This is a genomic window from Bacteroidia bacterium, assembly GCA_033391075.1.
Classification (GTDB): domain Bacteria; phylum Bacteroidota; class Bacteroidia; order J057; family J057; genus JAWPMV01.
Map to the genome: position 1 here is coordinate 75925 of JAWPMV010000003.1, position 23010 is coordinate 98934.

General features: G+C 43.0%; 14 protein-coding genes. 10 read left to right on the forward strand and 4 right to left on the reverse strand.

Going from position 1 to position 23010, the window contains the following annotated elements; genetic code table 11:
• Positions 1-409: 409 nt before the first annotated feature.
• A complete protein-coding gene (locus R8P61_33465; GenBank protein MDW3652031.1) occupies positions 410-1717 on the forward strand; it encodes a replication initiation protein in 1308 nt (435 codons plus the stop codon).
• 147 nt (positions 1718-1864) lie between these two features.
• Here R8P61_33465 and R8P61_33470 read toward each other — a convergent pair whose 3' ends face one another.
• The 4 genes from R8P61_33470 to R8P61_33485 all read right to left on the reverse strand — a co-directional run bounded on the left by R8P61_33470 (position 1865) and on the right by R8P61_33485 (position 8399).
• A complete protein-coding gene (locus R8P61_33470; GenBank protein MDW3652032.1) occupies positions 1865-3058 on the reverse strand; it encodes a hypothetical protein in 1194 nt (397 codons plus the stop codon).
• A gap of 218 nt (positions 3059-3276) precedes the next feature.
• Positions 3277-3561 (reverse strand): hypothetical protein, encoded by a 285-nt coding sequence (locus tag R8P61_33475; GenBank protein MDW3652033.1) that lies wholly within the window; start codon positions 3559-3561, stop codon positions 3277-3279.
• 34 nt (positions 3562-3595) lie between these two features.
• The gene (locus R8P61_33480) at positions 3596-4222 is read right to left on the reverse strand and encodes a ParA family protein (protein MDW3652034.1); all 627 of its coding nucleotides are present in this window, start codon (positions 4220-4222) and stop codon (positions 3596-3598) included.
• 436 nt (positions 4223-4658) lie between these two features.
• On the reverse strand, positions 4659-8399 hold the full coding sequence (locus R8P61_33485) for a BamA/TamA family outer membrane protein (GenBank protein MDW3652035.1): 3741 nt from the start codon (positions 8397-8399) through the stop codon (positions 4659-4661).
• Between the two features lie 244 nt (positions 8400-8643).
• On the opposite strand from R8P61_33485, the gene R8P61_33490 reads away from it, so the two are divergent.
• The 9 genes from R8P61_33490 (at position 8644) to R8P61_33530 (ending at position 23008) form a co-directional block, all read left to right on the forward strand.
• Positions 8644-10212, forward strand: a complete 1569-nt coding sequence (locus tag R8P61_33490; protein ID MDW3652036.1) for a sodium:solute symporter — start codon at positions 8644-8646, stop codon at positions 10210-10212.
• Positions 10213-10350: 138 nt separating this feature from the next.
• A complete protein-coding gene (locus tag R8P61_33495; GenBank protein ID MDW3652037.1) occupies positions 10351-12612 on the forward strand; it encodes an amino acid permease in 2262 nt (753 codons plus the stop codon).
• A 156-nt stretch (positions 12613-12768) separates the two neighbouring features.
• The gene (locus R8P61_33500) at positions 12769-13488 is read left to right on the forward strand and encodes a FadR/GntR family transcriptional regulator (GenBank protein ID MDW3652038.1); all 720 of its coding nucleotides are present in this window, start codon (positions 12769-12771) and stop codon (positions 13486-13488) included.
• 272 nt (positions 13489-13760) lie between these two features.
• Complete coding sequence (locus tag R8P61_33505; GenBank protein MDW3652039.1) at positions 13761-16982, forward strand: SusC/RagA family TonB-linked outer membrane protein; 3222 nt, start codon at positions 13761-13763, stop codon at positions 16980-16982.
• A gap of 23 nt (positions 16983-17005) precedes the next feature.
• Entirely contained in the window at positions 17006-18316 is a 1311-nt protein-coding gene (locus tag R8P61_33510; protein MDW3652040.1) for a RagB/SusD family nutrient uptake outer membrane protein, read from the forward strand.
• 305 nt (positions 18317-18621) lie between these two features.
• A complete protein-coding gene (locus R8P61_33515) occupies positions 18622-19341 on the forward strand; it encodes a FadR/GntR family transcriptional regulator (GenBank protein MDW3652041.1) in 720 nt (239 codons plus the stop codon).
• Positions 19342-19605: 264 nt separating this feature from the next.
• Entirely contained in the window at positions 19606-20304 is a 699-nt protein-coding gene (locus tag R8P61_33520) for a polysaccharide lyase family 7 protein (GenBank protein MDW3652042.1), read from the forward strand.
• A gap of 91 nt (positions 20305-20395) precedes the next feature.
• Positions 20396-22657, forward strand: a complete 2262-nt coding sequence (locus tag R8P61_33525; protein ID MDW3652043.1) for a heparinase II/III family protein — start codon at positions 20396-20398, stop codon at positions 22655-22657.
• Between the two features lie 3 nt (positions 22658-22660).
• Positions 22661-23008: a cupin domain-containing protein gene (locus tag R8P61_33530; protein ID MDW3652044.1), complete on the forward strand. Its 348-nt coding sequence runs from the start codon at positions 22661-22663 to the stop codon at positions 23006-23008.
• Positions 23009-23010 lie beyond the last annotated feature (2 nt).

The window sequence follows — 23010 nt, forward strand, 5'->3', positions numbered from 1 at the left end:
GCTTAAAGCGAGCATATTGGGGGATAAAGCGAGTATTTTGGGGAGCCATCCTTTGAAAAGCTACAAATCCCCTCCCCTTTTAGCTCCATTCTTGGATCGTTGGCTTCTAAAGACGAGTATTTTGGGGACTAAAAACGAGAATAATGGGGAATTCAGCCTTGTAAACTCCTTGAATTCCTGATCAGTCCTTTATAAAGCGAGTAAAATGGGGGGGAATTCGGGCTTTATCCCTTCAAAAGCGAGTAAATTGGGGCGAATAGCAGCCTTTGCTGTGGATAAGACGAGCATATTGGGGATATCGGCGAGTAAATTGGGGAAAGAGAAAAGCGAGCAAAATGGGGATAAGACGAGTAGTTTGGAAATACTCGCTTTTTTCCGAACTTGCTAATAATCAAAAAGGTATAGTCTTATGGCAGTAGCTACCAGGTCCAATCCTCACCTGGTCGTTAAGAGTAATGAGCTCATTAACGCCCGGATGAATGGCTTTACAGTGGCCCAAGTACGTTTGTTTGAGATGCTCATTGCTCAGTTGGATAAAGATCTGGATGAGTTTCAAACGCAACGGGTATATCTGGCCGATTTTATTTCGGAGACAGGGACCAAACATAAAGGCGAGTTTGAACGGGCAAGGGAAGTTACCAAATCCCTGATGGGACAGGTAATCGAAATTTGGGACGGAGATAAACTCAAACAAAGGAATATCCTGTATCGGGCTGATTATGATAAAAAGAAGCCTTATGTGGAGATTGTTTTCCATCCTGATTTGAGGCCTTATTTGCTGCAATTGAAAGAGCGATTTACTTCTTATGATGTTCGAAACATTCTTGCCCTGAAGAAAATCCATTCCATTCGCCTCTATCAATTACTCAAACAATACCTATTTACCGGAAGCTGCACCTTTGAGGTGGATCGCTTGAAATACATTCTGGGTGTTGAGAATAAATACAAAAAGTACAATGACTTCAAGAAGTATGCGGTTTTTGCTGCCCAGAAGGAGTTAAAGGAGAAATGTGATATCAGTTTTGAATTTGAGGAAATCAAAAAGGGAAAGAAAGTAGAATTACTCAAATTCACCATTACCCGACAAAAATCTAAATACGCGATTGGAGCACGGAAAGAAAGCGAAGTCGAAATTCAGGCTGAACCCGAAGTTCTGGATACCTTATGTAAACTGGGGATTTCGGAGGAAAGAAGCCGCTACTATTTAAATACCCTCCAGGAAAAGGATATCAATGCAGCAATCGAATATACCCGAAAGCAATTTGAAGCAGGACGAATAAAATCCAGCGCAACGGCTTATTTGATCAAATTGCTGGATTCAGGTTTTAAGGAATCTCCCAAGAGTGAGTTCGCTGTACCTCCGAAAGAACGCAGCAAGCGAAAGCGTACCGAGAGACAAGAGGAGGTTCGATTGATCGAGCAATTGGAAGCGGAGTTTGGAGCCTATCGCAAACAGCAGGTGGACAAGCTGTGCGAAAATGCAAAAGAAGAAGACTGGATTTTCTTTCAGGCCTGGGCACAACAACAACTTTTTATCAACAACAAGATTTTCGAAAGCGGAAGATTCCTTCGGGATCATCCAGATACAGAAAATTACTTCCGCATTTTTATCTCCGACCGACTTCCGGAAAGAAATCAGGCCTTCATTGACTGGGCGGCTTTGAGGGGATATCGGATTGGAATGGAATCAGGTAGCTTCTGGCTGATTCGCGATTGATCTGAAACGCTATCCCTTTTAAACGTTAAAACGTTTAAACTCTTAAAATTGATTATCAGTGATTTATGTGATTTCTCCTGAGAATAGGAAATCTCTCAGGAGAAAAGGAATAAATGTCTGAAAAGACAAAATCAGAGAGAGCATGAATCAATCATACCAGGGTTTCCATTCATAATAGTATAGGATTGAATTATCAAGAGGTATGGGATCATCATATACAGGAGCTTTTTTGAACACCTTGGTGAATTTGTCATCTACTCCCCAGATCAATAAGAAAGTATGACAAGTATAGACCAAATTTCCTCCTCGGAGTCTATATCCTCCTGACCAGCTAGGAAAATCAAAATTGATGTGATTACCCCCAGGCTGAAAGTCATGACTTCCACAACCCCCATATGCTTCCTCCTCATAGGTGTACCCTACCCTTCTTTCACAAAAGTCCGTTGAAGCTCTGCTATATTGCTTTTTAACATAATACCCATAGAAACAAACCGACCCATCCTCGTAAATTTCCATCAACTCATAAGGGCGAACCGAATAGTCATTGACCGGAAGCTCTACCCAGCTCAGGTTTTGGGCGCTGGTATTGGGGACGCATGCAGGATTATTGGAAGTATTGGAACTCTGGCCATTGCTATTGCAGCAGCCTGCTCCCTGGGAATTAATGCTTGAAGTTAAACCTGGGGCAAATACATTCAGAATTTCCCCATTATACTCTCTGATCATATAATCCCATTCCCAATGAATCCTGTTATTCGAATTCGCCTGGGCAATAGAATTGCACCCTCCTGAAGTATTAGGGACATCCGGATCTTCAACCATCAGGGTTCTTTCAAATTCGTCAAGCGGATTGCCCCCCTCATCATGAGGCTGGATGATGATATCTACACTAAGCGGATAAGAGAAAGGCTTTGCAGATGGATCCAGATCGAGCATGAGAACAGAACTGCTATCTGTTTCGGCCTGGCCTTCAAGCTTTGCTTCTGGAAGATCAAAATAGGAGCTGGCTCCTTTTATCCCTACAAAAAAGCCCGAAATCTGCTGACTGCTTGTATGCAACACATCGATACGATTTCCCAGAGGAAAACCTTTGACGGAAAAAATACTGTCCCTGATGTCCAGCTTTATTTGGCCATCTGGAGCATTGGGCATACTAGCATAAATTTGGGAAGCGTCTTTCAATACTAAAAATGTTGAAAGCTCATCAGGATCTAAAGTCTGGTATTCCTGTTCTGGAGGAGTGGGACTGTCCGGGCCACCTAATTGCTCACAGGCCAGGAGAATCATCAGAGAGACCAAGGTGATCAGGAAGGAGATCAGAGTTGCTTGTGAAAATTTCATGACTTTCTCGTTTTTTGCTTGCAGAGGAAAGGAATTTTTCCTGCATGCATAAGGCCAAGTTGAGAAAGAATTTTCAGGCCAGCCTCACCCGGATAGGTGATTTTTGAAGGCCATCAGTTTTGAGGATTGAGAAGGGAAAATATATTTTTGCGTTTAATCGTTTTAACTCCAAAAATTGATAATCAAATAGTTATGGTGCTTTTTGATTGAAAATCAATTTATGAGGTTGTATCCAGGTAATGAAGCAGAGCTGCATTGACGAAAGCATCCTGGGTCTTGAATTTCCCTTCATGACTGGTCAGCATAGCGATAGAAAGCTTGCGTTTGGTTTCAAAGGGAACCATTGCACAAAGCTTGACATAGTGCTTATCCGGATCCTTATCGGAGGGTCTTCCAATTTTGCCAGCGGGCTTTTTCACTACGGGTTTTTGCATGCGGGGAACATGCGGCTGCTGAGGCTTTTTGGTAAACTTTGCTAAGCGGTTTTTCTTCTCGTCACTCATGATTCAGATCTGTTTTTTGGATGAATGGAAATTATTAACCTACGTCCACGAGATTGATGATCTCATTGCCGATAGCTTCGATCTCGCTGATGGCTTTGGGGTTTTCAGTGCTGTAAATGGCTTTGTCTGTATCCAGGGAACGTGCATAATCTACCCGCATTTTCATCACAGAACTCAGAACAGGCAAGCCGTATTCCTTCACTGCAAGACGGGCATCTTTGTTGAAACCGGTGGAGTGTATTCCCTGAGTGAGGACGATACAGGCCCGTAGAGCGCCGTTCTCCTTCTTTGCTGACTCCACCAGCCCAACGGTAGCATTAAGCGCTAAGATGTCAAATGCGGCGGCCCTGAAGGGGATTACCACAATATCAGACATTGCAAAAATAGCTGGCAGGTCGGAAGCGAGGTAAGGAGGCGTATCGATGATGATCACGTCCGCATCCTCAATAGCCGCTATATCCTCCCAGGAATCGATATTAGCCCTCGGGATAAGGTTCATGCCTTCATTGTCCTCAAAGAGCTGTGTGAGGCTTCCCTGTTCGTCTGCGTCCACCAAAGCACAGGTAAGCCCTCCGTCAGTGAAATAGTGGTACAAATTTAAAGACAGGGTGGTTTTACTCGTTCCGCCTTTCTGGGAATTAATGGTAATGATTCGAGGCATGTATTTGTTTTTTTCGAAAGGTCTGATTTTAATTTAAGAGTTAAAACAAGAAAACGTTAAAGAGATTTAACGTTTAAACTCTTAAAATTGATAATCAATAGTTTAACTTATTAATCCTGCTGCATATTTCCAAAAATGTGGAGTAAATACTGAAAATGAACTCCCTGATAATTCTTGCTTTCCAGTAAGAAACTATAAGCTTGAGAGGAGCTAATGTTTGATACGCAGAGCTAAGAGCGGGACTTCAGGCAAGCTTCTATTGGCCGTTATAGGCAATGTGGCTGGATCCTAAGGAGTCTTGCTTTAGAAATGGTATATCTGGGTGTTCGGATAGAGATCGTTGTTCCTGGGGCAAAATTGAGGCTCATAACTAAATTCCCAGTCTGAATCACCTAACTCAGACTGGGAAAGAAAAACCGATGGGGTAGGGGAGGGGTTAGAAGAAAAAGCCGAACTTGATTTCGAAGATGTTGAATTCCTCTGACCAATTGTAAGTGGCAGTTAGTACAGCCACAGAAAGAGGACTCAGCATAATCCCTGCACCATAGCCTCTATGCCATTTGCTGGAGTTTTCTGGGGCATACCAGACTCTACCCTGATCCATATAGGCCAAAAAACCGGTTCGAAAGGGAATGAATCGATTGTTGATTTTGATAAGGGGGATACGAATTTCCGTATTGTGGTAGAACATGGCATCTCCGGCAAATCGTTCAGCCCGATATCCCCGCAAATTATCTCTCCTGCCCAGCTTTTGAGCTTGAAAGAATTCATAATTTCCCCAATTTCTTCCAAACCCAATACGAGTTGCCAGAGAGATAAGGATAGGGGAGTAAAAGGTGTAATAGGCTGCCAGGTCTGCATTCATGGAATAGAAATCCTGGCTTCTGTCCTGTAGATTCAGCTGGTATTTGGAGAGGAAATTCAGGTGCAGGCCTCTCAAAGGGAGGATGGGATTATCTCTGCCATCCAATTCATAATTAAAGGTCAGGCCCCCATAATATTTGCCTTCAAAGTCTTCTTCCGAGAGGCTGGGATCACTGTCTACAAAGCGATTTGGGGTTCTTTCTACCTGGGTAAAGGTGAATTCTGGGCCAAAACGCAGGAACTGTTTGTTGCCATTGAAGCTTCGTTGAATCGCCGGGAAAGCCCTGATTCGAGAGAATCTGAGGCGGTTGAAATCAAAATCCTCATTCATTTCATCAGAATAAGGAGTTTCATTGCCCAGCCCAAAGTAATTGATGATGTAAGAGGGGGCAAAAGCCCTGAAATCCAGATATAGATCTGATTTCCCCAATACCTGGCTGAAGATTCCTGTGTAATAACCATTCAAAGAGCCCGTAGTCAAGGAACCTTTTAGCAGAACCGTTTGCTGGGACTTGAAAGGCGTTTTCCGAAAACCATATTGGGTCCATTTTAGGCCTCCTCCTATTATAAATCCATCATCCTGATTGAATCCCAGCACCACCAAAGGGAGATGCTTGTCCTGTTGAAAAGCCTTTCGATTGTAAGTATTGATGCCAATTCGGTTGGAAAGCAGGCTTTTTGCTTCAGACCCCAACTGCAATTTGTTACCGGAATAGGTATCATAGATGCGGGTTCGCCTACCTCCTTTAACTCTCGAATTATCTACAATACTATCCGCATCTCCACCCCCAATCACGCGAATCAGGCTGCTTTTCGGGGAAATCCCTGATATTTCAAAGACATCTTCCCCGCTTAAACCGTAGAGCCTGATTTCTTTGGTTTCCGGAAAGGAAAAGTGGCGATCGTAGATGCGGTCTTTTTTCTCACCTTCTTTATTCAAACGAAAGAGCTGTACCCGTGTAATGCCTAGTTCCTTCCTTTCTACCTCGAATAATTCCCGCTTATCAGTTCCTGCCACATCTACCTCTTTGCTCAATTTCTTGTAATAGGCTTCTGCCAACTCATGCAGATGATCTTTCCGGTAGATCAGGATCTTTGTAATTGAATCACCATGAAGGTCATAGACCTCTTTCGGCCAGGCTTTGATCGAGTTTTTGATGACTTCATTGCTCAATTTTCCTTTAATCTCCTCAGCCATCTCCAACCAGTCACTTTTGCTGGGCTCTGTAAGGAATGTGCGATCAAAAAATTGTGCATTGAAGTTTAATCCAACAACATCCCTCGTCTTATAGGTGAAATTATGGACAAAACGCAGGCCCCATTTGCTACTCAAAATGGTGGGGAGCACTCCATTTACTAAAGAAAAAACCTGATCTCTATCCCGAGGAATGGGTTGGTACCAAGTGATCTTTCCTTCCTTTTTCACCAACCATCTCCACTGATCGTCATGTCTGTCCCAATCCCCGAGCAACATATCAAACAATCGCGCTCGTAGCACTTCTTTCTGATTGATTCTGTGCTGATTGGAGGACTTGATCGCTCGAAGTACTTTAGGGGTAGATGTGATCCTTTTCCCATCTCCAAAGCTTGTTCCGGGAGGAGTATGCTTGGTCGGTCTTTCCTCAAAAAGATAAATCTCGCCCCCTATTCGATCATTAAAATCACCCAATAGAGGCTGTTTGGGGACAAAAAAGTAAGAAGGATCGGAATGAGGAACCCCCACCGCATCGGCAAGGGCAGGAACTACCCAGGCAGCATAAGGATTAGACATAGATATCTGATCCTGCACAATTTCTGATATAATGGTATTTTGAGGAATGCCCGGGAAATTAAATTGAATGGCCCGGGTGACATCTTTCCGAACGGATCGAATCACATATTGGCGTTTATCGGGGGCTTTAAAGCGCAAGGATCGGGTTTGCATGCCTCCGCCCAACTTAACCGGTTTCAAGCCGCCATTGAGTTGGCTTAGGTCCATAACCGGAAAACGCAGTTTCGTTCCCCATAGGTCCCGATATACTTTTCCAAACCAGAATTCCTTGCCTTTGCCTGCCTGGTAAGTGGTATCTGCGAAAGCCAGAACTTCTTCTTTGGGTAATGGAGTTTGACGGGTTTCGGGCGAAATAGAAAGGCTTTTATCCTTGACTTTTTTGCGAAACAGGACCTCAGATCGATCCCCATTGCCAAGTGGACGAATCATTTCCAGCCAAACGGAGCCATCTTTATAGTAGGTCAATTTGGCAAAGCCTTCTTTCCCATAAGTAAAACGAACCCTTCCGCCCCTTCTCAATCCATGTTCCTTACTACCTGCTCCACTTACGATGTAGTGCCTGTCGCTAACCGTACTGGCATCCCGAAAATATTGCAAAGCATGTTCATGGCCTGAAGCGAAAAGGATATTTCCTTTTTTATAGGTGACATCCTGTAAAATCTGGATCAGTTGCTGGTTGAGGGGATGTCCCAGATCCTGAGGAGAAACGCCCAAATATCTTAGGCTAGGGTAGATGGAGCCTATTATTGGCAGAGGTAGAAAAAGGTGCTTATTGATTTTACTCAGGGGAAAGAGATGATCCTGCAAAGAAAAATAGCCTCCATGGGGACCATTGGTGAAGATAGGGTGGTGGAGAGCAAGCAGAATGTGTCCCCCATCATATTCGTCGATCAGTTCGATCAGTTTCTCTCGAAACTCAAAGCGGGTTTTGACTTCACAGCCTTCATTCATTTCCGGCTCTTTCTCCCAATCATGTAAAAACCAGTGAGAATCGATGAAGATGATGGCCAGGTCCTTTTCCACTTCAACTGCTACCGGATCTCCACAGGCATTATCGGGCAGAAAGGCATGCTTGTTAGCAAGCTTTTCCTCTATATAAGCTTCCTGCCTGAGAATGGCTTTTCGACCCCCAATTTTATCCGGATAGGCCCAGTCATGATTGCCGGGAATGAAGTAAGCTTTGCCTGCAGCCTCTTTCACGGTATTGATCTGTGCATCGAGGATTCCTTCAGCTCTTTCCCTGCCGGGCATACCTACTTCAGGTAAACCTTTAGGATAAATATTGTCCCCAAGGAAAAGGACGCTGCTATGTTTACCTGCTTCCTGAAATTCATGTTTGAGTAAACGGAGGACGGGATCACTTTCTTTGGCTTTGCCGGCATCTCCAATCAGAAAGATCGTATGTTCTATTTCCAGATTGGGATTCGGACGATTTCGGGACCAGTCCTTTTCTTTTCGGTGATAATAGGGATTTACACTTTGACAGGAGAGTAAGCTGAACAATAACAAGACTTCCCATCGCAGCAGCTTTCTAATTTGCATGCGAATACTTTACAAGACCAACGGAACGATTATAGAGACGATGTGTTAGGATTCAACACAGAGGATATACGGAAAAAAGAGGCTTCGGTTATGCCAGGCATGCTACTAAAATGCAGGCCTTGTTGTGCTACCTATGCTAATCAAAAAGTGGGTAGAAAATATGGGGCAAAGGGAGGATAATGCGCTCAGTTCTTAATATATTCGAGCATTATAATCATATCTACTACTTGCAAGAGCTGCTTTTATGGAAGGAATTACTACGCTAGATCTATCGATCATTGGGATCTATTTTGTTGCCGTTTTAGGAATAGGGCTTTACATAGCCCGCTCAACCAAAACAGGCGAAGATTTATTTCTGGGGGGCCGTACCTTTGGTTGGGGACTCATTGGTCTTTCCCTATTTGCCTCCAATATTTCCAGTTCTACCATCATTGGACTATCCGGAGCGGCCTATAGCACGGGGGTTGTCCAATCGGTTTTCGAATGGATGTCTGGTCTACCTTTGATCGTAGCTGCTTTGGTCTTTGTCCCCCTCTACCTGAAATCTCAAATCACCACCATCCCCGAATTTCTGGAAAGAAGATTTGACAGAAGATCTCAGGTAATTTTCTCCGTCATCACCATTTTCATCAGTATAGTTGTGGATACAGCGGGAGGACTTTATGCAGGGGCTATTGTTTTACGAACCTTCTTTCCGGATTTGATCCTCTGGCAAACCTGTCTTGTATTGGCTTTGATCGCGGGGGTCTATACGGCTTTTGGGGGATTAAAAGCGGTAGTATATACCGACGCTATTCAGGCGATCATCCTGATTTTAGGATGTAGCATTTTGACCTATATGTTATTTGAGCGACTGGATTTTTCCTGGCAAACAGTAGTTGACTCTGCTCCTGAAGGACACTTTTCTATGGTGAGGCCTTTGAGTGATAGCTCTCTTCCCTGGCCCGGTCTTTTGCTGGGGGTTCCGATTCTGGGCTTCTGGTACTGGTCCACCAACCAGTATATAGTCCAAAGAATTCTGGGGGGTAAGAATATCCAACATGCTCGTTGGGGGGTGATTCTTGCTGGTTTCCTCAAAGTGATTCCTTTATTTATAATGGTGATTCCTGGTGCAATGGCGATCAGTTTATTTCCAGGACTTGAAAATGCAGATGCTGTTTTCCCAACTATTGTAGTAGAAGTTTTGCCATCTGGTCTGATTGGGCTGGTTCTGGCGGGATTGATCTCTGCTATTATGTCTAGTGTCGATTCAACCCTCAACTCAGCCTCGACTTTATTGGTCGTTGACTTTATAAAGCCTCGCAATCCTGGCATTACTCCCGAGCGGACCGCATACTATGGGAGAATGTCCACCTTGATTTTAATGGTAGTTGCAGCTGGATGGGCTCCGATGATTGCCAACTTTGGAGGACTTTGGGCATATCTACAGCAAATGTTTGCCATAGTAGTACCTCCGATAGCCTGTATTTTTCTCTTAGGAGTTTTTTATAAAAGGGGAAATGCAGAAGGTGCTTTCTGGACCCTGGTCATCGGCACTGTTTTAGGGACGATTCTATTCCTCCTGGGACAATTTGATATGTGGCCGATTCACTTTACCATCAATGTAGGAATCATGCTGGCAGTTAGTGCTGCCATCTTTATAGGAGTAAGTGAAAGAACGGAAGCTCCACCTTCTGAAAAAATTGAGAACTATACCTTCAAAAAGTCATTGATTTCAGAAGGAATGGAAGGAATGCCCTGGTACAAAGATTACCGCTTTCATATGGTACTTCTTCTGGGCTTGATTCTGTATATTTTGGTAGCCTTCTTCTAGGTAATAGATGAAAATTCGAACTTGTCAAATTAAAGAAATAGGAAAACAATAGAAGTCGATATGATACGGTTTCTAGGGTTTTTCCCTTAATATCCTATTTTGTAGCTTGAGATAAGATATTTGTAAAAATTCCACGCTTTGAAAAAACTTGAACGCACCCTATCCTTACCATATGTAGTCGCAATTGCAATCGGAGGTATGCTAGGGTCAGGGATCTTTGTATTGCCCGGACTAGCTGCAGCGAAAACAGGTCCTTCTATCTGGATGGCCTATCTGGTTGCAGGTATCTGTGTATTGCCGGCTGCCCTCTCCAAATCCGAATTGTCTACCGCCATGCCCACATCAGGAGGTACTTATATCTACCTTGAGCGGGTATTTGGGCCCTTGATGGGAACCATTTCTGGTTTTGGTTTATGGTTTTCCCTATTGCTGAAAAGCTCCTTTGCCCTGGTAGGTGTAAGCGCTTATCTCAATGTCCTGGCAAATGTCCCCCTTAAACTCACCTCGATTGTATTGCTTTGCATTATTATTGGCTTAAATATCATGGGGGTTAAAAAGGTAGGGCTGGCGCAATTGGTAATCGTAACCCTAAGTCTTATCTGTTTGATTGGTGTTTCAGCTATGGGGTTGATTAATCTGGACAGTAGCTATTTGGAACCTGCATTTATGGAGGGAGCTGATGGCTTTGTGACCGCCATTGGATTTGTATTTGTTTCATATGCAGGGGTCACCAAAGTTGCCGCAATAGCTGAAGAGGTCAAAAATCCCGGTAAGAACTTACCCCGGGCTATCATGGCTGCCCTTACTATTATCACCATTATATACTGTTTGGTTGTATTTGTCCTTGTGGGGAATATTCCGATAGATGAATTGGCAACAGATATAAAGCCGATATATACCCTCTTTCATTTACTGGGAGGAGAATGGGCAGGAACCATTGCTGCTGTTCTGGGAGTGGTTACTCTCTCTTCCATGGCCAACTCAGGTGTGCTCGCCGCTTCTCGTTTCCCTTTTGCCATGAGTCGAGACAATTTGTTGCCTCCGATGTTCCACAAAGTAAATAAGCGTTACCTGACTCCTTACATCTGTATTTTGGTAACAGGTGCTTTGATGGCATGTATGATCCTCTTTATCCCTATAGAAAGAATTGTCAAACTTGCCTCTGCTTTCAAGATTATGATGTTTGTAGGAGTGAATGCCTGTGTAATCATTTTGAGAGAGACAGGGGTGGAATGGTATAAGCCGGATTATCGATCTCCTTTCTATCCCTGGATACAAATATTTGGGGTGGTTTCGGGAATGGTATTGATTGCTTTTCTGGGAGGACTGGCTTTGACAGGTGCGATTGTGATCACGGTTTCAGGCATCCTTGCCTATCAGTTTTATGGAAAAAAGAATGCAGACCGAAAAGGCGTCTGGCAACGATATGGAAAACGAGCTTATTTGAATCCCAAGGAAAAACCGGCCCTTCTGCCCAGCTATAGATCTGAAGAAGGAAAAGAGATGGAATTGGAAGAAGGAGCTCCTTTCAAAAAGAACATTACCTCTGTTGCTGAAAATGCTGAAATCGTTGTTCCCCTTTTTGGAAACGAACGATCTCCGGAAACCCTGGCAGAAATAGCCGGAGCACTGGCGAATGGAAAAAAGGTGCAGGTAGTACATCTGACAGAAGCTCCAGAGCAAACCATGCTTACTGCTATGATCGAAGATAATCCGGCAGTACTCTCCCTCAATAGACGGATGGCAGCAATGGCCGAAGAGAAAAAGATCAATATTGAATTTGATTCCTCGGTAACCCACGAACTTTTAGATACTGTTCAGGTCATCAGCGAACGAACAGATTGTGAATGGATGGTCATGGGAATCTCCGGACGTGCCAGCCATGGTAGTTGGATCAGGAACCCGGTCCGATGGTTGATGACGCACCTGGATTGCAATATGGCCCTCTTCCGGGATGCGGGAGTGCGGTACATACGCCAGATTCTGGTTTATCCCGAAAGAGGATCCCATCTGGATCTGGTCGTCAGTACAGCTGATGATATGGCTCGTATCTTTAATGCAGAAATTACCTTTATAAGAGTAGCAGCTCCTGAAGCGGATCATACTGAATTGGCAGCGGAAGAAGGATATCTCAAAGAACTCGGCAAAAGTTGTAAATCCACTACACATTATATGGTCTTCCAGGATAAAAAACCCCTGGCAAAGATCATCGAGAAGTCGGCAGGCTTTGACCTCTTGATTACAGGTATGCCCAAAGAAGAAAAGTTTATCAACTCTATCCTGGGAACCTGGAAAGATGCACTCTTTGAGAAAGCTGCATGCTCCGTTTTGGAACTTTCTACTCCCCGGACAAATGCCTGGGATGCGATTATACCGAATGTTCTAAAGGAGAAAGAGTAATCCCAAGTGCAGGAAATACAAGCGAGTCCGGTCTCAAATCCGGGCCTGACTTTGTTTTTTTACGTTGATTTTCTAATCAATATTTTGACATTAAAAATAAAAGCCCTAATATTGGTTAACCAATTACCAATGATTGGTTAACCAATATTAGGGCAGATGGCTACTCAATTCGACAAGGGATCGAAGAAATTCTTTCAAGAAATATCTCTGGCAAAACCTTCAGATAACATTATTGATCAAATCAGAAATTTGATTAGAACCGGTCAATTGAACCCTGGAGACAAATTGCCCCCTGAGCGAAAATTAGTCGAGCAATTTGGCGTGGGGAGAGGACATGTGAGAGATGCCTTGAAAAAGCTGGAATTTTATGGGATTCTAAAAACCCTTCCTCAAAACGGGACAGTTGTTTCCGGTTTGGGAGTTAAAGCTTTGGAAGGCCTGATTACAAATGTACTCCAAATTGAAGATCCTGATTTCCACTCATTGGTAGAAACGCGGACAATGCTGGAAGTGAAAGCGGTAAGCCTGGCAGCAGAAAGAAGAACAGATGAGGACCTGGTTCAAATTTCCAATGCACTATCGGAATTTAGAAAAAAGGTAGAGATGGAAGAAGCCGGGGTAGAAGAGGATTTGATGTTTCATCTAAGAATCGCAGAAGCAAGCAAAAACTCTGTATTGCGCTCGCTTTCGATGATCATCTTTCCAGACATGGTTAAGTATTCCCAGAGACTCAATATCTGTGGAGATGGACGATTCTATCAATCATTACAAGAACACGAAGAAATTCTCGAATACATCCAGGAAAAAAATCCGGAGAAAGCTGCAAAAACTATGCGCTTTCATCTCGAGGATATGCTTGGTAAAGGCTCCGATTAACTAATTATTTATTATAGACTCTCGAGGGTTCTCGAACCCACACAACTGACTTAAAGAAGACTTTGAACTATTAAACATTTAACCAAAAAAAAGAATCTCAAACTCGCGAATAACCTAAATCATTTTTAAAAAATAAGCCAGCAATCTAGGTGATTACTAGCTTATCCCCATTTTCCTTCCTGAGCAAGAAACCGACCATTTGGCGATGAGAGTTTCGAGCCGGGAACAGGATATTTTTTTGACAAATTTTGTTATCAAAAACATTTTAAACTATGAAACTTAGACTACTCTATCAAGCCAAAATATCCCTGCTTATGATTGCTGGGATGTTGATGTGTTTGATTAGTCCCCAAAACGCTTTCGCGACTGATACACATATGACTGTATCGGAGCAAAGCCAGATCGAAATTACAGGTAAAGTCATAGGAGAAGAGGGTACTGGATTGGAAGGAGCTGCTATCCGAATCAAAGGTACTACAGAAGGTACATTGACGGGAGAAGATGGCTCATATAAAATCTCAGTTCCAGATGAGGGTGCTACCCTTATATTCTCTTATGTTGGGTACAAGACCCAGGAAATTGCCACGAATGGGCAGACTCAAATAAATGTGACCTTGGAACAAGACTTCGGCGACTTAGACGAAGTGGTTGTTGTTGGATATGGTTCACGTAAAAAGTCTCACAATACGGGTGCAATTTCTCAAGTTAAAGGACGGGATGTTGCGGCGATTCAGGCGAATCGTGTTGATGATGCATTGGCTGGTAAACTGGCAGGTGTCCTGATTCAAAACCAGGACGGAGCGCCTGGTGCAGATCCAAAGATTCAGATTAGAGCAGCTTCCTCTATTTCAGGTGCCTCAAATCCGCTAATTGTTGTTGATGGTTATCCGATCTCCGGAAGTTTGGCTACTGTCAATCCTAACGACATCGAAAGTATTGAGGTATTGAAAGATGCTGCCTCAGCTGCTATCTACGGTTCACGGGGTGCAAATGGGGTAATTCTTGTTACCACCAAAAAAGGAAAAAGTGGAAAACCTAGCATTAGCTATAATGCATATGCCAGTACCTCCAGCAGATATGTAGGGGAAAACATCAATCCTACTTCTTCTGAATGGGCTGACATAATTCAGTCAGGTATCGATGATGGAACCTTTGATGTTTCTGAATTGGATCAAAACATCTTGAACTATCGCTTAAATGCTTTCAGAAACTCTCCTGATGTTGTTGCAGTAGAAGATTGGCTTTTCAGAGATGGATACAGTACCAATCATGATCTGAGCATCAGTGGTGGTACGGACGATGTAAGCTACTTCGCTTCATTGGGTTACCTGAATACAGAGGGGATCGTAATTACCCAGGGTTTCGAAAGATATAATGCACGCGTAAATGTAGATGCAAAAATCGGAGACCGCTTTAAAACAGGGGTTAATATCAATGGATTTGTAGGGAATAGAGATATGGTAGGTCATGACATGAGAGACCTTTTGAGAGCGTATAGCGTTCACCCAATCTATCACACAGAAGCTTCCATTGCATTTGTTCAGCAATTGGATCAGCAAGCCCAGGCTTTAGGTCTTTCTTCTTTTGACTCTGGATTCAGAGGAGGTTCTGCTGCGCCATGGAATAGCAGTATCTATACACTGGAACCAGGTATGACTGCTCAGGACTGGCATTACGGAAGAAGTGGTAACGGAATCGGAGGATCTGGAGATGCCGGACCTGCTACCAAATTGGATAATACGGATCGCTATCAAAACACAATCTTTGGTAACCTGAGTTCTTACCTGCAATTCAATATTGTTGATGGTTTGAACATCAAGACAGTTCTTGGTGCTGATGTCAGAGATACAGAAGATTTCTTCTGGAGAGGTCTGGAGTTTGATTCCAGAGCACGTACTACGCAAACGGCCCTGGATCAGACTAATTTAAAAAGGTCTTCTATCCTGAGTGAAACTACTTTGAACTATGCCAAAGTAATGGGCAAGCATGATGTATCTGCTGTAGCAGGTGTTGAATTTCAAAACTTCTACATCAAGGGAATTACCCTGGATGCTACTAATGTGCCTTTTGGTCAGCCTCAAAACTATGCATTACTCGAGCCCGCTGATATCGCTGTTACTGAAAGAGATGAGACCATTGCCAGACAGAGTGTTTTTGGAAGGATTAACTATGCTTACGACAATCGTTTCCTTGCATCTGTTTCTGTAAGAAGAGACGGTGATTCACGTTTCGGAGCTAATAACAAATTCCAAACTTTCCCTGCCTTTTCTTTGGGCTGGAATATGCACAACGAAGCCTGGTTCAATTCAAACTTCCTGACTGATGTCAAACTACGATTCAGCAGAGGTTCTTTGGGAACTACTTCTTTCCTGGGTGCATACAACTCTTTGAGTCTGCTTAATCCACAAGCCTCCATTTTTGGAAATGCATTCCTGATTCCGTCTGATATTGCAAACCCAGACCTGACATGGCAAACCAATACGGAGACCAATATGGGACTCAACTTAGGCTTCCTTGGCAACCGATTTACTTTGGGAGTTGATTATTACATCTCTAACATTGAAGATATCCTGATTAGCCAAAGTGTTTCTGAGGTATTGGGTACTACTTCGATCGCATTGAACTCAGGAGACGTGAAAAGTTCCGGATTGGAGTTTGAAGTAGGTGCTGTTGTAGTCAACAAGACGGATCTTCGCTGGAGCGTAAATGCAAACCTTTCTACCGTTAATTCAGAAATCACGGATTTAGGTGGACTGACTGAATTGCCACGTACCATTTACGGACAGAGTGGTAGAGGTCCTGTATTTAGAAACTATGTAGGAGGAGAAATAGGTGAAATGTGGGGATTGCAAACGATAGCTCCTGTTGAAATGTCTTTCGTAGCAGACCCAACAAGAAATAACGGTATCAATAGTGGAGAAAGCTATGTGGTAGATCAAAATGGTGATGGAGTAATTGACAGAACCAGAACAGTTGAAGAAGGTGGTGACCTGGTTAAAATTGGTCAGAATACCCCCGATTTCTACTGGGGATTGAATAGCCAGGTAGTGTACAAAGCTTTTGACCTGTCCGTCCAATTCCAGGGTGCTCAGGGAGGAGAAGTATTCAATATTGACCCTCTTTACTACAACTCACAATGGGGAGGAAGACTTAAAGGAAGTTTTGATGCTGATGGCGATGGTGTAGCTGATCATAATGGAGAGCATTATGAAAGAAACAGAAACCAGACAGATGCGACTGTTCAGGATGCTTCTTACGTAGCATTGAGAAACCTTACGGTTGGTTATACAGTCAATGCTGGTTGGGCACGTTTGAGATTCTATGCTGCCTCTACCAACTTATTGTACCTGATGGCGGACAACTACACTTCTTTCAATCCTGAAGGTGTTGAGATCACAAACGGTGGCTACCTCGGACCAACCACTTATGGTGTTCAGGTAGGAGCAAGTCCTGTTGTTAGAAGCTTCACAATTGGTGCTAACGTCAATTTCTAATCAAAATCCTAAATTCTAAAAAAATGAAACGATTATATATCATATTGGCTGCACTGCTATTTACGATAGCATGTGAAGACCTGGACCAGGTTCCGCCAAATATTCCGAGTTCAAGTTCTTTGACAGACTTCTCCGGAGTATTGAATGCAGCTTATTTCTACCAGCACGGTTCGGTAACTCCGATGGCTGTCATGGGAGACTTCAGAGCAGACAATGCCTTAATGCTAGAAGCCCCTTATACAGAGTTCGATACCTACGGTCCTGAATTGTCCACTATGGAAGATCAATTCTTCGGCCCTTTCTATACGGCTTTGTACAAGTCTATATTGAGTGCAAATAATGTGATTGAAAATTCCAAAGATGCCACCGAAGTAGGGGAGGCCAAGTTTTTGAGAGGCTTGTCTTATTTCAAACTCGTGCGTGTATTCGGAGACGTTACCGTAAACTTATCTGCGACTCCCAGTACTACAGATGAATCTATCCTGGCAAGAGTTTCAGCAACAGATGTTTATAATAACGTGATCATTCCTGATTTGACAGATGCAATTGCAGCTTTAGGGACTGATATTGTTAATGGAAGAGCGTCTAAATTGGCTGCTCAGGGAATGCTGGGCAAAGTATATGTCCAAATAGGCAACTTTAGCGCTGCTCAAGAGCATTTGGCAGCTGTTGTAAATGGAGCTGCTGCTGCAGGAGTTAGCTTGCAAGCCAACTTCGCAGACATTTTTGGAGTGGATAATGATTTGAATTCTGAAATCATCTTTGCACATCAAATCTCAAGTTCCATTTCTGATGAATATGGATTCTCTGAGTTCTGGTCATGGTCAGGTGGTCTTGATACAAAATCTCTGACACCTCTGGATTCTGACCTGGTTACTGCTTTCGATGCAAGTCCTGGTGATTTGAGAAGAGCGGTTACTATTGATGATGCGGCTATGATGTCTCCTAAATTTCCTCAAACAGGAGGTCCTGATCACGACTGGATTGAATTGAGATTAGCTGATGTTCTGCTTTTATATGCAGAAACCTTAAATGAAACAGGTGCTTCTGCGGAAGTTGCATTAGACGTTCTGGATCCGATTCGTACCAGAGCAGGAATAGATCCTTTGGATCATACAGTTCTTAATTCTCAGGCTTTGGTTAGACAAGCTATTCAAGACGAAAGAAGACTTGAGCTGGCATTTGAAGGTCAGAGATGGTTTGATTTGGTGAGAACAGGAACAGTGAATGCTGAAATGGGAGAGACGATTGATAGTAAATATCACCTGTTTCCAGTTCCTATCTCAGAAGTACTCGCCAGCTTTGGAGTGATTACTCAGAATGATGGCTACTAATTAATAATTAGGTAGGCTATTATACATAATGAATTAAAGGGGCAAGATTTCTTGCCCCTTTAATTTTATCTCAGTTTATCCCCTAAGGGCCAGCGAGTTTTGGATTTAGGCTTCTTTAAGTGAAAGGAAAAAGATAATTTGAGCCTGCTTCAGTTAATCTGTTTTCCAGGAGAATCCTGCTTTGAGCAGCAAAAATTCCGCCCACTTTAGCTTTTTGTAAATCTTTCTCTTTAAAGGTTGCGATCCATCAAAAAAAGATGTAATATTGGTTAACCAATTACCAATGATTGGTTAACCAATTTAAAATGGCTACTCAATCCGATAAGGGATCTACCAAATTCTTCAAAGAAATCCCTTTGGCGAAACCTTCAGATAACATCATTGATCAAATCAGAAATCTGATTAGAACGGGTCAATTGAATCCTGGAGACAAATTGCCACCGGAGCGGAAATTAGTGGAGCAGTTTGGCGTGGGCAGAGGACATGTGAGAGATGCTTTGAAAAAGCTGGAGTTTTATGGGATTCTGAAAACCCTTCCTCAAAACGGGACAGTTGTTTCCGGTTTGGGAGTTAAAGCTTTGGAAGGGCTGATTACGAATGTACTCCAAATTGAAGATCCTGATTTCCATTCATTGGTAGAAACGCGGACGATGTTAGAAGTGAAAGCGGTAAGCCTGGCAGCAGAAAGAAGAACAAATGAGGACCTGATTCAAATTTCCAATGCACTATCGGAATTTAGAAAAAAGGTAGAGATGGAAGAAGCCGGAGTAGAAGAGGATTTGATGTTTCATCTAAGAATTGCAGAAGCAAGCAAGAACTCTGTATTGCGCTCGCTTTCGATGATCATCTTTCCAGACATGGTTAAGTATTCCCAGAGACTCAATATCTGTGGAGATGGACGATTTCATCAATCATTACATGAACACGAAGAAATTCTCGAATACGTTCAGGCGAAAGACTCAGAGAAGGCGGCAAATGCAATGCGCTTCCACCTCGAAGACATGCTTGATAAGGGTTCCGAATAAGCTTACACTCAGGAGGGGCTTTCATAAAGAGGCCTAAACTACTGACCAATTATAGATTTAACCTTAACTACTTAACCCTGTAACAAATTCTTAAACTCGCAAGTGACTTAAATTATATTTAAAAAAATAAGCCAGCAATCAAAGATTACTAGCTTATCTCATTTCCTTCCTGAGCAAGAAACCGACCATTTGGCGATGAGAGTTTCAAGCCGGGAACAAAGTATTTTTTTTGACAAATTTTGTTATCAAAAAACAGTTAAAACTATGAAACTTAGACTACTCTACCAAGCGAAAGCTCACCTATTCTTGTTGATAGGCTGCATGCTTGGCTTGATAGTCCCTCAAAGTTCGTTTGCCGATAATATACCGCTGGATGAACGTTCTGTGAACGCCATCGCAATGTGCGGTGCAATTAGTTCAGTTGATGAAGGCAAAGGGCTATCTGGTACTACTGTTAGAATAAAGGTAAGTACGGATGGAGTGCTAAGTGTTGGAAACGGAAAAAATACGGTGAACGAAGGTGTAGATTATTTTTTGCCAAAGATTGATTTGGGGAATTGGAAGCTGAACCTTCCAATAGGGAACCCCACCGAGCTAAGGCCTCCGGCAATCCTTGATAATGCGAAAAATGAGACTCTTCAAAATTTCATGTTTAAAACAAAAATTCTGAAAAATCCGGATGCAACAGATACCGAAATCTTGCATGCTGATGCTGAGGGAGAGGATGAAGGATATACCTTTGATGAGTATGTCGAAACGGATCCTTTTACCCTTGAAGTTAGCGCATCTGATGGTCGCCTTGAAGTAATCCTCAATGAAAATTGCTCTGCAGTATATGCCGACATCCATATGCAAAAATGGGGCATCTTCGAGAATTACTTCAAAGCGGGCAATTATTTGCTTACAAGGGATGAGGGAGCATTTGCCCGGGTCAAATATTACAATTTAGTAGTTAGTCATTAGATACTCATATGGATTTCAGTAGTTATCCTATTCAAGAAGCATCAGGAGAACTTTCTCCTGATGCCCTTTCTCAAGAATCTCTGCTCAATAAATGAAAGTATTGACACAACATATCGCACTTCACCTATTCCTTTGGCTTGGCCTGGCTTTCTCAGCCTGGACCCAAACTCACCCCAATCTAATTCTGACGAAATCGGGTATAGATCAGGTTCGTGAGCAATTGGACGAGGTGCCGCTTTTTACTGAGAGCTTGAAAAATGCAAGCGAAGAGGTGGAAAGTTGGATGGCTAAAGGTCCACAAGTTCCTGTACCTAAAGATATGGCCGGAGGCTATAGCCATGAAGTACACAAACAGAACTTTTTCCTTGCCCAGAAAGCAGGAGCACTTTACCAGATCAAAGAAGACGAAAAATACGCCAGCTTCATTAAGGAGCTTTTCATGGCCTATGCTGAACTATTTCCTACCCTTGGGAAACACCCCGCAACGCGCTCATATGCAAGAGGCAAACTCTTTTGGCAATGTCTGAATGATGCCAATTGGCTGGTGTACATGAGTCAGGCCTATGACTGTGTGTATGAATACCTGAGTCCTGCTGAAAGAGAGCATTTGGAGAAAAACCTCTTTGGACCTTATATGGATTATATCTCTGTTGAGAATCCTCAGTTCTTCAATCGGATTCACAACCATAGTACCTGGGGAAATGCAGGCGTAGGTATGATGGCTTTAGTAATGGGGGATGAGGAACGTTTGCAAAGAGCTTTGTACGGCCTCGACCTGAAAACAGAAGAAAAAGAAGCTGTTGACAATGATGGGGGATTGATCCAGATGCCCGACCAGAGAACGGCAGGTTTTTTCGCTCAGTTAGACAATGCATTTTCTCCAGACGGATACTATACAGAGGGACCCTATTACCAGCGGTATGCAATGTCCCCCTTCATCCTTTTTGCTCAGGCTCTGGAAAACCATAAACCCGAAATTGAGATATTTAAATACAGAGGAGAATTATTAAAAAATGCAGTTTATGTCCTCTTGAATCTGACAGATAGCCAGGGACGGTTTTATCCCCTAAATGATGCCCAAAAAGGCATGTCCTATCATTCCCGAGAACTCATCTCTGCGGTAGATGCTGTTTACTATCTATGTGGACGGGACAAAGGCCTGCTTTCGATAGCTAAAGAACAAAATGTTTTCCAGTTGGATCAAACCGGCTTTCAGGTTGCAGCGGATATAAGCCAGGGTTTGACGGAGCCTTTCGCTAAAATACCAATGGAACTGAGAGATGGTGCGAAAGGAGATGAAGGAGCTATGGCCATTCTGAGAGCTCCTGGAGGAGATACAGATATCAGTTGCCTCTTTAAATACTCTGCACAGGGAATGGGCCACGGACACTTTGACAGGCTCGCTTATTCCCTTTATGACGGAAGTACGGAAATTTTGCAGGATTATGGTTCGGCAAGGTGGGTAAACATTGATCAGAAATCCGGAGGTGGCTATCTCAAAGAAAATAAAAGCTGGGCCAAACAAAGCCTGGCACATAATACGATCGTAGTAGATCAGCGGTCTCAGTTTGGAGGGAATACGAAAAAGGCAAATCCCTTCCATGCTGAACCCTGGTATTATAATACAAGCAATCCTTCCGTCCAATTGGTAAGTGCTAAAGAGAGCAATGCCTATAAAGGGGTAGAATTGCATCGGACCCTATGTTTATTGACAGATGAGGCCTTTGAGAAGCCATTGCTCATTGATGTGTTCAGGTTGCAGTCAGAGGAGTCTCATCAGTTGGATTTGCCCTTTCATTTTCAAGAGCAATTAATTTCTACCAATTTCTCCTATGAGAATTTTGGGGAAAAGCTGGAAGTATTGGGAGAAAAGCAGGGCTATCAGCATGTTTGGAAAGAAGCAGAGGGAAATCCCGATGGAAATGAAGTTCGTCTGGGCTGGTTTGCAGATAATAAATTCTACGAAATAACCACATTGGCTGATAGTTCGGATAAATTGATCCTGGCTCGTACAGGTGCCAATGATCCCAACTTTAATTTGCGCAGAGATGCATTCCTTGTTTTAAGGAAAGAATCAAAAAAAGACGCCATTTTTGTATCTACTATCCGAGCGCATGGCTCTTACAGCCCTGTGTCCGAAATACCGACAAACCCTTATCCTGATCAGATTAATCTGAAAATTTTGCTTGATCAGCGAGACTATAGTATCATTGAGATCAGAACTAAAAACTCATCGCCCTTTATTTTGATGATTGCCAATAGCTCCAAAGATCCTAAGAAAAAACATCAGGTGGATCTGGGTAACAAGGAATTTTCCTGGATAGGTCCTGTTTCACTAATTAAAAATCAATAAAAAATGAATCCAATATCAGCTAGCAAAGAATTCCTCTTTGGAAATGACATCGAATGGGAAGAAGTAGGGCCCGGTCTCAAAAGAAAGATCATGGGCTTTGATGATAAGATCATGCTTGTAAAAGTAGATTTTCAGGCAGGTGCCGTAGGGCAACTCCACGAACACCACCATTCTCAGGTTACCTATGTTGAAAGCGGTGAATTTGAGATGACCATAGGTGAAGAAGTGAAGACCCTCAAAGGAGGAGACTCTTTTTATATCCCCCCTCATGTTATGCATGGATGTGTCTGTAAATCCCCAGGGGTTCTCATCGACGTATTCAGCCCTGCAAGAGAGGATTTTTTATCCTAATT

Coding starts and splice junctions, on each gene's coding strand:
- R8P61_33470 (MDW3652032.1), bottom strand. CDS start 3,058: ATGAAATTTTCACAAGCAACTCTGATCTCCTTCCTGATCACCTTGGTC.
- R8P61_33510 (MDW3652040.1), top strand. CDS start 17,006: ATGAAACGATTATATATCATATTGGCTGCACTGCTATTTACGATAGCA.
- R8P61_33475 (MDW3652033.1), bottom strand. CDS start 3,561: ATGAGTGACGAGAAGAAAAACCGCTTAGCAAAGTTTACCAAAAAGCCT.
- R8P61_33465 (MDW3652031.1), top strand. CDS start 410: ATGGCAGTAGCTACCAGGTCCAATCCTCACCTGGTCGTTAAGAGTAAT.
- R8P61_33490 (MDW3652036.1), top strand. CDS start 8,644: ATGGAAGGAATTACTACGCTAGATCTATCGATCATTGGGATCTATTTT.
- R8P61_33525 (MDW3652043.1), top strand. CDS start 20,396: ATGAAAGTATTGACACAACATATCGCACTTCACCTATTCCTTTGGCTT.
- R8P61_33530 (MDW3652044.1), top strand. CDS start 22,661: ATGAATCCAATATCAGCTAGCAAAGAATTCCTCTTTGGAAATGACATC.
- R8P61_33480 (MDW3652034.1), bottom strand. CDS start 4,222: ATGCCTCGAATCATTACCATTAATTCCCAGAAAGGCGGAACGAGTAAA.
- R8P61_33505 (MDW3652039.1), top strand. CDS start 13,761: ATGAAACTTAGACTACTCTATCAAGCCAAAATATCCCTGCTTATGATT.
- R8P61_33520 (MDW3652042.1), top strand. CDS start 19,606: ATGAAACTTAGACTACTCTACCAAGCGAAAGCTCACCTATTCTTGTTG.
- R8P61_33515 (MDW3652041.1), top strand. CDS start 18,622: ATGGCTACTCAATCCGATAAGGGATCTACCAAATTCTTCAAAGAAATC.
- R8P61_33485 (MDW3652035.1), bottom strand. CDS start 8,399: ATGCAAATTAGAAAGCTGCTGCGATGGGAAGTCTTGTTATTGTTCAGC.
- R8P61_33500 (MDW3652038.1), top strand. CDS start 12,769: ATGGCTACTCAATTCGACAAGGGATCGAAGAAATTCTTTCAAGAAATA.